14 protein-coding genes are annotated in these 12,004 nt (G+C 65.7%); 6 read left to right on the top strand and 8 right to left on the bottom strand.

From position 1 onward, the window contains the following. Positions 1-325 precede the first annotated feature (325 nt). Genes ABDZ36_RS13815 through ABDZ36_RS13825 form a run of 3 tightly spaced genes read right to left on the bottom strand, consistent with a single transcriptional unit; the run spans position 326 to position 2,320 of the window. Positions 326-727: a DUF8146 domain-containing protein gene (locus tag ABDZ36_RS13815; protein WP_211312844.1), complete on the bottom strand. Its 402-nt coding sequence runs from the start codon at positions 725-727 to the stop codon at positions 326-328. A 47-nt stretch (positions 728-774) separates the two neighbouring features. Continuing rightward, positions 775-1,389, bottom strand: coding sequence for an RPA family protein (locus ABDZ36_RS13820; protein ID WP_211312843.1), 615 nt, complete (start codon positions 1,387-1,389; stop codon positions 775-777). A gap of 1 nt (position 1,390) precedes the next feature. After that, positions 1,391-2,320, bottom strand: coding sequence for a replication factor A (locus tag ABDZ36_RS13825; RefSeq protein WP_211312842.1), 930 nt, complete (start codon positions 2,318-2,320; stop codon positions 1,391-1,393). A 143-nt stretch (positions 2,321-2,463) separates the two neighbouring features. Here ABDZ36_RS13825 and ABDZ36_RS13830 point away from each other — a divergent pair, with 143 nt between their 5' ends. Next, positions 2,464-2,730, top strand: coding sequence for a DUF7091 family protein (locus ABDZ36_RS13830; protein ID WP_211312841.1), 267 nt, complete (start codon positions 2,464-2,466; stop codon positions 2,728-2,730). A 21-nt stretch (positions 2,731-2,751) separates the two neighbouring features. On the opposite strand, the gene ABDZ36_RS13835 is transcribed toward ABDZ36_RS13830, so the two are convergent. Then, positions 2,752-3,537, bottom strand: a complete 786-nt coding sequence (locus tag ABDZ36_RS13835; protein ID WP_211312840.1) for an SDR family oxidoreductase — start codon at positions 3,535-3,537, stop codon at positions 2,752-2,754. Positions 3,538-3,722: 185 nt separating this feature from the next. Here ABDZ36_RS13835 and ABDZ36_RS13840 point away from each other — a divergent pair, with 185 nt between their 5' ends. After that, on the top strand, positions 3,723-5,834 hold the full coding sequence (locus ABDZ36_RS13840) for a hypothetical protein (RefSeq protein ID WP_211312839.1): 2,112 nt from the start codon (positions 3,723-3,725) through the stop codon (positions 5,832-5,834). A gap of 76 nt (positions 5,835-5,910) precedes the next feature. Here the strand turns inward: ABDZ36_RS13840 and ABDZ36_RS13845 are convergent, their stop codons facing one another. From ABDZ36_RS13845 to ABDZ36_RS13855, 3 genes are all read right to left on the bottom strand, one after another. After that, positions 5,911-6,045, bottom strand: coding sequence for a DUF7503 family protein (locus tag ABDZ36_RS13845; RefSeq protein ID WP_343749360.1), 135 nt, complete (start codon positions 6,043-6,045; stop codon positions 5,911-5,913). Positions 6,046-6,203: 158 nt separating this feature from the next. Further along, entirely contained in the window at positions 6,204-6,662 is a 459-nt protein-coding gene (locus ABDZ36_RS13850) for a TRAM domain-containing protein (protein WP_211312838.1), read from the bottom strand. Between the two features lie 66 nt (positions 6,663-6,728). Beyond that, positions 6,729-7,865, bottom strand: coding sequence for a helix-turn-helix transcriptional regulator (locus tag ABDZ36_RS13855; RefSeq protein WP_343749361.1), 1,137 nt, complete (start codon positions 7,863-7,865; stop codon positions 6,729-6,731). A gap of 166 nt (positions 7,866-8,031) precedes the next feature. Between ABDZ36_RS13855 and ABDZ36_RS13860 the strand changes: the two genes are divergently transcribed. Further along, on the top strand, positions 8,032-8,511 hold the full coding sequence (locus ABDZ36_RS13860; RefSeq protein ID WP_211312837.1) for a type IV pilin: 480 nt from the start codon (positions 8,032-8,034) through the stop codon (positions 8,509-8,511). A 41-nt stretch (positions 8,512-8,552) separates the two neighbouring features. On the opposite strand, the gene ABDZ36_RS13865 is transcribed toward ABDZ36_RS13860, so the two are convergent. Beyond that, a complete protein-coding gene (locus tag ABDZ36_RS13865) occupies positions 8,553-9,179 on the bottom strand; it encodes a methyltransferase domain-containing protein (RefSeq protein ID WP_211312836.1) in 627 nt (208 codons plus the stop codon). Between the two features lie 104 nt (positions 9,180-9,283). On the opposite strand from ABDZ36_RS13865, the gene ahaH reads away from it, so the two are divergent. The 3 genes from ahaH to ABDZ36_RS13880 are packed head-to-tail and all read left to right on the top strand — an operon-like array spanning position 9,284 to position 11,999. Further along, positions 9,284-9,616: an ATP synthase archaeal subunit H gene (ahaH, locus tag ABDZ36_RS13870; RefSeq protein ID WP_211312835.1), complete on the top strand. Its 333-nt coding sequence runs from the start codon at positions 9,284-9,286 to the stop codon at positions 9,614-9,616. Continuing rightward, positions 9,603-11,717, top strand: a complete 2,115-nt coding sequence (locus tag ABDZ36_RS13875; protein WP_211312834.1) for a V-type ATP synthase subunit I — start codon at positions 9,603-9,605, stop codon at positions 11,715-11,717. The genes ahaH and ABDZ36_RS13875 overlap by 14 nt, the downstream gene beginning before the upstream one ends. Before the next feature lie 6 nt (positions 11,718-11,723). Continuing rightward, the gene (locus ABDZ36_RS13880; RefSeq protein WP_211312833.1) at positions 11,724-11,999 is read left to right on the top strand and encodes a F0F1 ATP synthase subunit C; all 276 of its coding nucleotides are present in this window, start codon (positions 11,724-11,726) and stop codon (positions 11,997-11,999) included. Positions 12,000-12,004 lie beyond the last annotated feature (5 nt).

Raw genomic sequence — 12,004 nt, forward strand, 5'->3', positions numbered from 1 at the left:
TGAGTTTCGCAGGCTCGTGGATCGAAAATCACCTCGACGGATTCATTCAGAAGTTGCGTTAGTCACTATCGCGACGGCGTGCCCCTTGCAGATTCCCACCACTGCCGTCGGCAGACGCAGTCGGGCGTTCGCACGGCGAACGCCCGAATTCATCACGAGGTCCTCTTCGTGGAGTATCCCCGACGTAGAATGGGTCCGTGTGATAGGCTGTCTGGCAGACACCGCTGTATGAGGCTATGCGCGCGAGCGGAACGAGCGTCTTTTTTGCCAAGCGTTTGCGAGGAGCGCCCTCCGAAGTGACCCCGACGAAGTAACCGGTCGCGTGCTACCCGAGGTGGAACGACTCCTCCGCTTCGCTTTCGAGGTCGTCAAGATGGACGACGTCGTCGACATCCTCCGCCGCTTCGAGTTCGTCGCGGAGGGCGTTGATGTACGCCTTGTGCTCGTCGAGTTGCTCGCGGAGGTGCTCGGCTTCGAGTTCGAGGCGTTCGTGCTCGCGGACGAAGCTCTTCGGGACTTCGACGTTCGGCGGGAACTCCTCGTCGACGGGCTCGCCGACGTCATCGGTCGGGACGACCTCTACGCGGCCGTCGTTCGCGACGAGCGCGTCGACGTAGTCGCGGAAGACGGCGGACAACGAGAGGTCGCGCTCCTCGGCGATGTCGCGGAGCGCGTCGAAGGTGTCCTCGTTCACGCGGAACGAGACGGTCTTGTTCTTGTTGCCCATACGAACGAAATCCCGTAGAGGCTCTTAATTCTTCGTCAGACGATGGGTTAGACGGACTCGGTGACTTCCGTGTCGGGCGCGTCCTCGTCGTCGCTCTCGTCGAGCGACTCGAGGGCGTCGATGGCGGCCTGTTTGTAGCGCCGAAGCGGGAGGTCGTACTCCTCCTCGGCGCGGCGGGCGTACTCGTTGCCTTCCTCATCGAAGGCACCGATGCGATCGAGGGTGCGCTCGGCCGTCTCGACGACCCAGCGGTCGCGCGTCGCGGTGTCGACCTCGGTGATCGATTCGGGGCGAACGGAGACGTTGACGGTGCCGTCCTCGGTCTCGTAGGCCCGGGGCTTTCCGACGATCGAGACGTACGCGGGCGTCTCGAGTTCGCGCAGGGCGTTCGCGGCGTCCGGCTGGTACTGGCCGGCGTAGACGAAGAACGTCCCGGTCGGATCGACGACGCGGCCGCGCCAGTATTCGGAGTCCTCGCCGACGTCCTCGGTCTCGGTGAGGGTGCCGACGAGGAAGACACGGTTCGCCTTCGCTCCCGTGGGAAGGAGGCTGTAGAGCGGCGCGCGCTCGTCGTCGGACTCTTTGAACGTGAACGTGGCGTCGTTGAACTCGTCGGCGAAGACGCGGCGGGCGACCTCGCGCGTGGGTGCGGATTCGGACATCTTACATCGACCTCGCTTTGATCAGCACGGATTCACCGTCGACCGGATCGTTCAGCTCCTCGATATCGTTCGCGAGAACGTAGCGCCCGAGCGTCGGGCCGCTCACGCGGTAGTACTTCCCGAGCAGCGTCTCGCGCATCTCGTCGGCGACGACGGTCGTGTCGAGGGCGTCCATCGCCTGCTGTTTCGCCTCCTCGAGGGTGACGCCTGTGAGGTCCGTGGTCGCCTCCTCGTTCAGGATGATCTCGTGGACGTCCATCCCGTCGTCGAGGACGCCCTTGATGCGGAGGTCGAACTCGCCCTCGACCTCGCCGTGCTCGCTACATCGGCCGTTCTGGAGGACGCGGGTGCAGTCCTCGTGTGGACAGCGCTTGATGAGGCCGCTCCCGGACTGGATGTCCACGAGCGCGCCCTCGACGGTCGCCTCGTCGTCGCCGACCTCGATGTCCTCCTCACTTTCGGTGATCGTCGTGGTGCGGTTGAGATTCACCGAGTAGCGGCCCTGGTATTCGTCCGTGACGACGTTTCCGAGGTGGTAGACCTGTCCCTCGTCGAGTTCGTCGAGGTCCGAGGCCGCCCACTTCGTGAACTTGATCGTCCCGGACTCGTCGCCGAGCAGGCCGACCTGCGCGACGCTGTCGCTCCGGGGCTCCCAGAGGTCCACGACTTTCGCGGTGATATCGACCCACTCGTCGGGCGCGTCGACGTCCGCGGCCTGTACGGTGGGGTTCCCGCCGCGGCCGAGCTCGTCGCGCTCGATGTCGGCCTCGTCGAGGTAGTGGCTCTCGACGGAGCGCCGTGCCTCGTCAAGCGGGATCTTGTACTCATCGACGTACCGTTCGAGGCGCTCCTCGATCTCCTCGACGTCGACGTCGAGGTGCTCCGAGAACTGATCGTGTAGCTGCTGCGCGGTCTGCTGTATGTCGCTCATGTTCGGGTTTCCGTCTCCGCGTGTGTTTCAGTGGGAGACGCCCCGAAGTATGCCCTACCGCTGTATAAACCCTCGCGTACCGTAGTGAAAGTGAACCGGCTGGCGGGCACAACCCTATGCACTTCGACCCGCTATGGAGGCCTATGAGCGAGGACGACGAGGGGTTCATCGACCGACTCGCGCGTACCGCGGGACGGCGGTACGCGGAGACCGTTACCGCTTACCGTGACGGGCGACGTGACCCGTCGCGGGACGACGCTGGGCGCGTCCGCATCGTCTGCCGTCGACACGCCGAAAAACGCGCCGCCGCGCTCGACGAAGCCGGGAAGCCGGCGTGTTTCGATGCCGACCATCCGGCGTGCGAGGGATGCCTCGAAGACCTCCGCGACGGACAGATCGAGACGTGGTGAGGGCGGTCCTGACCGCTATGCTCACTCCAGCAACACGCCGCCGTCGATCGGAAGCGAGACGCCGTTGACGTAACTCGCACGCTCGCTTGCGAGGAACGCGACGACGTCCCCGAGTTCGCGCGGGTCGCCGACGCGTCCTTCAGGAATTCCCACTCCCCACTCCTCGATGCCGCTCTCGTAGTCTGCGTAGTCGCCGCGTTCGACGCCCTGCTCGACGAGGGAGCCGATCCGCGGCGTTTCGAACGTTCCGGGGAGGACGGCGTTCGCGCGGATCTCGGGCGCGAGTTCGACCGCGAGCGTCTCGATGAGTCCGATGACGCCGCGACGCACGGCGTTCGAGAGCACGAGCCCCTCGATCGGTGTCTCGACACTCGTGGACGTGATCGCCGTGACGGTGCCGGCGTCGCTCTCCGAGAGGTACGGGTGGGCCGCCTTCACGGCGCGGACGACGCTCATCACGAGCAGGTCGTACGCGTCGTACCAGTCGCCCTCGTCGGTGTCGAGGAACGGGCCGGACGGCGGCCCACCAGCGGAGAGCACGAGGTGATCGAGCCCGCCGAAGGCCTCGACCGTTGCGTCCACGAGCGCCGCCATGTCGTCGGGGTCCGTGATGTCGGCGCTGACGCCCTCGACGTTCCCGACCGCCTCCTTGCGGACATCGTCGAGTGCGGCATCGAGTCGTTCCTCGTCGCGCCCGCAGAGCACGACGTTCGCTCCTTCCGCGGCTAGCGCAGTTGCTGACGCCTTGCCGAGGCCGCTCGTGCTCGCCGTCACGAGCGCCGTCTCGTCGTCGAGTTCGAGATGCACGTCCGTTCGATCGATGCCGAAACACAAAAGCGGTTCTCCTGACAGCTGTCGTTCGTTTCCTCCGAAACGCTTGACCCCGTAGGGTCCGTCACGTCCTCCGTGAGCGTTACGTCAGGGGGTCAGACGCGGGCCCGTTGGGCACCGGCGTCTTGGGCCCGTTCCGAATGGCGAGGTGGATGTCGGCGGTGAACGTCGAGTTCCGACCTGTCGACGGCGGACTCCGGGTCCACGACCACATCGAATCCGTCACGTACGAGATCGGATTCGATTCCGATACAGCGGTCGAACCCGCCGGAACGGACGTCTTCCGCGTCCCTCTGACACGCGCCGTCGCCGTGACGGCGCGTGAACTCGTCTTCCCTTCTCTCACCGGTGTCTTCGTCCACGAGAACGATCGATTGGCTCTCGATGTGCCCCCCGGCGAGCGAGGCAATCGGGGACCTGGTGCGTACGAGATCGACGTCTCCGCCGTCCCGTTGAAACTCTTCTTTCGCGTCGAGAACGCGCCGATCAACGTTGACTCGACGGCCGACGTGACGGTCGTCGACTTTGGAGAGTCGACGCGCGTTCGGATTGGCGTCCGTTCGCTCCACGAGCACCCTGCGGACACGGTGACGATCACAGATACGCCTAAGGACCTGATGCACGCGGTCTCGACGTTCGGCTCCGCGATGAAGACGACGAGCCCTGAGCGGTCCTTCCCGACGATGCGGGGCCATCCCCCGACGATCGACCGCGGCGACGCGCTCGACATTCCGGACAATCTCGCTCCACCCGACACCGACATCCGCATCGAGGTGCCGGCGCGCTACGACGATGTGTACGCCGTCTCGACTCTCGCCTACTACCTCTGTGCAAGGGTCGTTCCGGGATCGACTCCCTGCGTCGTCGCCGATGGCCACTCGTTTTCCTTCCCGTACGACGATGTCTCGCGCTCGGCGAACGCGTTCCTCAGACATTGTTTCACGCTCGACTGTGTCGTCCGGACGGAGGGGCTCTATCCGGTCGACCTCGCGGAGCGCGACACCGTCACTGAGCGTGCTGACCTCGATCTCGCCGCGCTCTACGAGCGCCCGCTCGCGGCGCGGACCGCCGCGTACCTCAACGTCCCGCTCGCCGTCACTGACGGCGTCTTCGCGTGGCATCTCACTGCGGATGTCGAGCCGTCGATCGAGCACGCCGAGTTGCTTCCGTACCTCGTCAACGACCTCCCCTTTGTCCGCTCTCCGGCACCCGACACGGGCGTCGCCGCGACTGCACCGGATCCGGCGACCGTCTCCGAGTTCTTCCGAGGAACCGATGTCGACGCGTTCGTCCGCTCCACGCGCCCTAACGACACGGATGACGCCCGTGGGGCCGACTTGGATCTTGACGGCGGCGGGCGCGTCGTCTCGCCCGTCGATGCCGAGACGGTGGGGCACGCGTGGGTCGGCGAGGATTATCCCCGCGGTGCCTCGAAACCGACCGTCGAGTCGTATCGTCGCCGGATCGACCGAACGGTGGCCGAGGACACCGTCATCGACGTCACCGTTGTCTGCAACGATTCGGAGATGCGCAAGGAGGCCGCAAACCTCTATGGATTTCGCGACATGATCGACTTCGATATCGAGACGCACTTCGACCTCACGGCCGCCGAGACCCGCGCGGCGCTCGAATCCGAGACCGACCTCATCCACTTCATCGGCCACATTACGGAGGACGGGATCCGTTGTCGCGACGGCACCCTCGACGTACGAAGTCTGCGTGGGGTGTCCGCCGACGCTTTCATCCTGAACGGCTGTCGATCGTACGCGCAGGGGATGGCGCTCGTGGACGCGGGCGCGCTCGGTGGCGTCGTCACGCTCGCGGACGTCTACGATCACGTCGCGACGCCGGTGGGTCGATCGGTTGCGCGCCTCCTCGACAACGGCTTCGACCTCCACGGGGCCCTCCACGTTGCTACGGAGAACGTCGCCACCGGCTCGCAGTACACGATCGTTGGGAACGGTGGAGTTACGCTCTGCCAGCACCATATGGGCTGTCCGAAAGTCGCTGTCGTCGACACAGACGAGATCGGCCCAGAGAGACTCACCGTCTCGATCCGCGACTACGTCACCCGCGACATCGGTCCGGGGACGATTACGTCACCGATCGTTTCAGACTCCCCAATACGGTATCTATCCAGTCCGTCGAATCACGAGTTCGAACTGTCCCATGCGGATCTCGATTCGGTCCTCTCGTCGGGACGCGCGCCAATACTCGTCGACGGGGAGCTTCTCTGGAGCGATGAAATCGATGTCGCGACGCTCAGGGAGTAGTCGCAATCCTAGCTTGGATTGACTAGCAATCAGAAAGATACCGAACAGCCGCTCCTTAAGCTCTTTCCGAGCCGATTTACGGCCCGTAGAATGTGGTACCCCAGCCAGCCGCCGAGTTGCCGGCCTGCGTGAGCAACAGGACGAGGGTGAACAGCGCGCCGATCTTTCGCGGGTTCTCTGCCAGGTACGTCGTGATGTCTTTGTCAGACATACACGGGTCGAGGACCGCGCCGATTGAGAATTTATCTCATAGGTTATGGAATAAAATCAAGACAATTTTCGGCCGATATTCAACGAACGTCGGCGCAGCAGCTGTCTGGTCGGCGTGTACAGCAGAAAAACCCCGAGACGTGCCCACTCGCGCCGACGTTACTGTCCCCAGAAGTTTTCGCGACTCCCCAGCCGCTCGCGGGCAGGGCTGGAGTCGTCGCTCTCGTCCGCCGCGTCCGCCTCCTCCGCGTCGTCACCCTCCTCGTCGGCGTCGTCGCTCTCCTCCTCGATCCGCTCGACGAGGTCCGCGCGGGCGTAGTTCGATTTCACGGTCGTGACCTCGACCTTCACGCGTGCCGGGGGGAGGACGCCGTCGACCATCACGATGAAGCCGGTCCCCTCGTGGCGGCCGACACCGGCACCCGACTCGTGCATGTCGTCGACGTCGACGACGATCTCCTCGCCCGGCACGACGGGTGCGGTCTTCAGGTCCTCGATCGGCTGGTTGTACTGCTGACACCAGTCCATCCCACCGCGATCACCGAGGTGCTGGCATCCCATGCCCGAGATGCGCTCTTGGAAGTTCGGACATTCGTCCGCGAGTGGACACTCTGCCATGCGGATAGCTAGCCCCGGCGAACGCAAAACGCTATCGGAGGCCCGGAGACGTGATCGCCGACGACGCTACGATTCCTCCGCGTCCGGGAGTGAGATCAGGTTCTCCCGGCCGATACGGAGTTTCTCCACCCGCCCCTCCTCCGCCATCGACGAGAGGAGTTGCGAGACCTTCGCGTCCGACCACTTCGTCTCCGTGACGATGTCCCCCTGTTTCATCCGGCCGCCGTTCTCCCGCAGGAGCCGCTCGACGCGCTCCTCGTCACTCAGTAGCTCCGCCGACTCCTCGTCCGCCGCGCTCTCCGCCGCCGTCGTCTCGCCGGCCGCTTCGGACGCCTCGCTGACCGCTTCCGCCGTGGTCGTCGTCTCCGTTCCGTCGACGGCGTCGGTCGCACCGGCCGTGGGTTCCGATGGCGATTCGGTTGAGGCCACCGTTTCCTCCGTGCCGTCCCCGTTTCGGCCCCGGACTTCGAGGCTCCCGCGACCGCCGAACCCGCGCCAGACGTACGCGCCGAGGACACCGACGACGAGCGCGAGCACGACGAGCCCGCCGACGAGGTACCACGGGAGCCCGGCGTCCCTGACGAACACCATCTGCGGGCCGTCGTCCGTGAACGTCTGGGGGCCGCGCCACATGAGCGCACCGTCAGCGCGCTGTGCTGACGGTTGCCAGCTCTCGGCCTGGTAGCTCTCCGGGGGGTAGACGCGGAGGGTCTGCCCGGCGTCGAGTCCGCCGAGCCACCCCGACGTGAAGACGTCGTCGACGACGACGCGTCCCTCGGTGACGTTCGCGAAGCTCGTCCATGTGAACGCGAGCGTCAGCGTCCCGACCGCTGTCCCGTCGTCGCGCTGGGTGACGTCGTGGCGTCGCGTTACATCGGTGATCTCCATCGACCGGTTCGTCCGGGCGGCAGCGACATCGGCGGCCGTCCGGAACACCGTGACCGACGGGCCGACGTCACCCGCCTCGAACTCGCTCGCCACTTGCTCGAACCCGTCTCGCTCCGCGGACTCGTTGAGGACGTATCGAATCGAGACCTGCCACCGCGCGTCGCCGTCCGACTGGACGTGCGCGCCGAGGACGGCGTTCGTGGTCTCGGTGTTGTCACTCTGTGCAGCGACGGTCCCCACGGGGGCGACGGCCGCGAGGGGAGCGACGGACGCGAGGAGGACGACGGCGAGCACGAGGAGGGCGGCGTGCCGCATAGTCAGTTTCGGGTGGAGTCCGTGGTGGCAAAACGCTTTCCATACCCCTATCGAAAGCGTCCGCTACACGCGCTCCCGCGAGTGCGAGACATAGAGGAGTTCGCGACACGCGAGTAAGAGTCCGCGACACGCGAGTTCTTCACGGAGCACGACGCGACGCCCGACCGTGATAGACCGAACCCGTGCGCTCGCTCCCGTCGTGGGGACGATCGTCCTCCTCGCGTGCTGCGTCGCCGTCGGCGGCGTCGCCGCGGCGTCTCTCGCCGACACCGGCACGGACCTCGCGGCCCCGACGCCCGCGGCGTTCGATCTCACCGCGTCGGCAGACGGGACGGTACGGCTCGTCTATGTGACCGGCCCGCCTCTCGACGTCTCTGCTCTCGCCGTCATCGTGACCGTCGACGGCCGCCCGCTTCGCTCTCAGCCGACGCCGCCGTTCGTCGGCCGTCACGGGTTCCACGGTGCGCCGACCGGGCCGTTCAACGCTGCGAGCGATCCGACGTGGGACGTCGGCGAGCGTGTCGCCTTCCGGATCGCCGCGACGAACACTCCTCGGGTCCGGGAAGGGGTTCGTCTCACGGTTCGCCTCACCCGCGACGGCCTTCCCCTCGCGACCGTCCGAACGCGCGTCGCTGCCTCGCCGTAGTGCGCGTGGTCTCGTCGCCCCCAAATCGTCGCCGCGCCACCTCAGTCGTCGTCCGGGACGTGTGCGAGCGTCGTGATGGCGACGTCCGGTTTGTACGCCGGGCCCATCGTCCGGTGTTCGAAGCGCTCGAAGCCGGCCTCACGGAACATCCGGTCGGCCTCGGCCTCGTCGTAGAAGAGCATGATCGCGTCCGCGAGCTTCTGGAAGACGGTCGATCGCGGGTAGTTCGGGCCGACGACGAGCACGTTCCCGCCGGGTTTCACGACGCGACGGAACTCCCGAAGCGCCGTCACGGGATTCGGCCAGTATTCGATCGACCCCGACGACCAAATCGCGTCGAAGCTGTCGTCGGCGAATGGCAGGCGCTCGGCGTCGCCGAACGTGAAGGCGACGTGGTCCGTCTTGCCGAACTTCGCCCACGCCTTCTCCAGTTGCCCTTCGCTCTGATCGAGCCCGTAGACGTGGTCCGTGTGCTGGAGGAGCCCCTCGGTTCCGAAGCCGGTGCCACAGCCGACGTCGAGCACATGGTCGTCGGCGTCGAGCGCGAGCATCTCGAGGGCTTGTGTGCGCATCTCCTCGTTCCAGATGAACGGGTTGATGCGATCGTACACCGTCGAGAGGTACCGGTAGAAGAGCCGGGCCCGCCCTTTGTCTTCGAGGACTCCCATCCCCAACTCGTAGCATCGCGCGGAACATAAGTTCCCATCTTTCGGACGCTCGTTCCTTTCGCAACTACCTTATACGCGTTCGTTCAATTCCCACGCGTTAGCCCATGCCGAGGCCAGAGGTTCTAGAACGAATTCAGGAGGCTGAGCAAGACGCCGACGACATCGTCGCCGACGCCGAGCAGGCCCGCGAGGAGCGCCTCGCCGAGGCCCGGCAACGGGCCGACGAGATCCGTCAAGAGGCCGAAGAACGTGCGAAGGAGCTGAAGGAGGAACGCCTCGCCGAGGCCCGGGAGGAGATCGAGGCCGAGAGCGAGCGAATCATCGAGGAGGGCCACACGGAGCGCAACCGACTCCGCGAGACGGCTGCGGACAACCAGTCCGACGCCGTCGAATACGCCCTCGGCCAGTTCGAGGAGGCGGTAGATGCTCAGACCTGAGCGGATGAGCAAGGTGTCCGTGACGGGCACCAAGAACGTCGTCGAGGACGTCATCGACGTGACGCACGATCAGCGCGTCCTCCACCTCTCCGACTATGACGGCACGATCGAGGGGTTCGACGCTGGGTCACCGCTTGAGGGTGCCGACGCCGCCTCAGAGAAACTCGTCACCGTCCGCTCGCTGATCAACATCCTCGACGTCACCGAGGACGACGCCGGCCCTGCCCGTATCGTCACGGACGAAGCACTCGAAGACGAGTTCGAGGGCGTCCGCCAGCAGGTCAACGAACTCGACGACGAGCGCGCGGCCCTCGAGGACGACCTCGAAGCCATCGACGAGCGAATCGCAGCGGCCGAGCCGTTCGTGACGCTCGGAATCGACCTCGACCTGCTGTGGGGGTACGACACCCTCGACGTCGTCGTGGGCGAGGGCGACTCCGACGCGGTCGGGCACGCGCTCGCCGACGCCGGGTCGATCCGGTCCTACGAGGTGTTCACCGAGGGCGACGTCTTCGCGGCCGTCGCCTACCCCGAATCGGGTGCCACGGAGGACGCCCTCTCGGAGGCTCTCGTCGGGCTCGAAACCGAACGTTATGAGGTGCCCGAAGCGGAGGGGTCCCCCACCGATTACCTCGAACGCCTCGAACACCGCAAGCAGCAACTCCAATCCGACCTGGAGAGCGTCGAGAGCGATCTGCGAAGCCTTCGTCTCGAACACGCCGGATTCCTCCTCGCGGCCGAGGAGAAGCTCAGCATCGAGGTCCAGAAGGCCGAAGCGCCGCTCAGCTTCGCGACGACTGAACACGCCTTCTTCGCGGAGGGGTGGATTCCTACCCAGGATTACGAGTCCTACGCGTCGGCGCTGAAGGACGCGCTCGGCGAGCGGATCGAAATCGAGGAGCTCGAACGCGCGGCGTACGAACCGCCGGAACACGCGATCGGCCACGGCGAACAGGAAGCCGTCGCCGACGGCGGCCGGGCCGACCAGCCGCCGGTCGTGCAGGACAACCCAAAGGTCGCGGAACCCTTCGAGATGCTCGTGCGGGTGATCAACCGCCCGAACTACTTCGATCTCGACCCGACGATCATCCTCTTCCTGACGTTCCCGGTCTTCTACGGCTTCATGATCGGTGACGTCGGCTACGGGGTGCTGTACGCCGTCGCCGGCTGGCTGATGTACACGCGCCTCGACAGCGATGCGCTGGCCGCGCTCGGTGGCGTCGCCGTCATCTCTGGAGTCGCGACGATCGTTTTCGGGATCTTCTACGGGGAAGTGTTCGGCTTCCACCTGATCAGCGAGTACGTCTGGAACGGTTCGCCGCCGCTCCACAAGGGACTAATGCCGGCGAACGCGGAGTGGGCGCGCCTCTGGCTCGTCGTCTCCGTGCTCGCGGCGCTGCTCCACCTCACCCTCGGGTACGCCATCGACACGTACAAGCGCCTCCGCCACGGCGCGTGGGAGGCGCTCACCGAGGGCGCATCGTGGGCCATCCTCATGGTCGGGCTGTGGGTCTGGGTCTTCAGCCGTGCCATGGAGACCGCGAAGCCCGAACTGCTGTTCACCTCGCTCTCCGGCCAGCCGCTTGGCTTCACCGGCTTTTCGCCGACCGTCGGCTGGGCGGCACTCGCTGTCGGTCTCGTCGGCTACGCCCTCCTCATCTACGCGGAGGGTGCCATCGGGGCCGTCGAGGGCGCGCTGAACTCCCTCACTCACGTCCTCTCCTACACGCGGCTCGCCGCGGTCATGCTCGCCAAGGGCGGAATGGCGTTCGTCGTCAACCTGCTCTTCTTCGGTGCGTACCAGACCGAGGAGGGCGAGTTCCACTTCATGACCGGGACGACGTGGGACGTGGTACAGACACACCACCATAGCGCCGAGCTGATGTTCGGCGGTCTCGTCCACGGCCCCATCGCGGCGGTCGTCGGCGGCGTCATCATCTTCGTTCTCGGCCACGCCTTAGTGCTTGCCCTTGGCGTCACCAGCGCCGGTCTACAGGCCGTTCGTCTGGAATACGTCGAGTTCTTTGGGAAGTTTTATGAAGGCGGTGGGGAGAAATACGAACCGTTCGGCCACCAGCGAACCTACACCACGCAGGATTAACTAATAATGTACGAAACCCTCGTCGCAGCCATCAACATGCTCGGACTGATCGCACAGCAGACCGCGGAAGCCGGTTCCACGGTCGCGTTCCCCGCGAAGGCGGGCGCGGCACTCGGCGTCGGTATCGCCGCGCTCGGTGCGGGGATCGCGGAGGGTGGCATCGGTGCCGCCGCCGTCGGTGCCATCGCGGAGGACAGCGACTTCTTCGGTATCGGCCTGCTGTTCACGGTCCTCCCGGAGACGCTCGTCATCCTCGCAATCGTCGTCATCTTCATCGTCTAAGCCAC

Origin of the sequence: Halarchaeum salinum (assembly GCF_039520965.1) — an archaeon.
GTDB classification, from domain to species: Archaea; Halobacteriota; Halobacteria; order Halobacteriales; family Halobacteriaceae; genus Halarchaeum; species Halarchaeum salinum.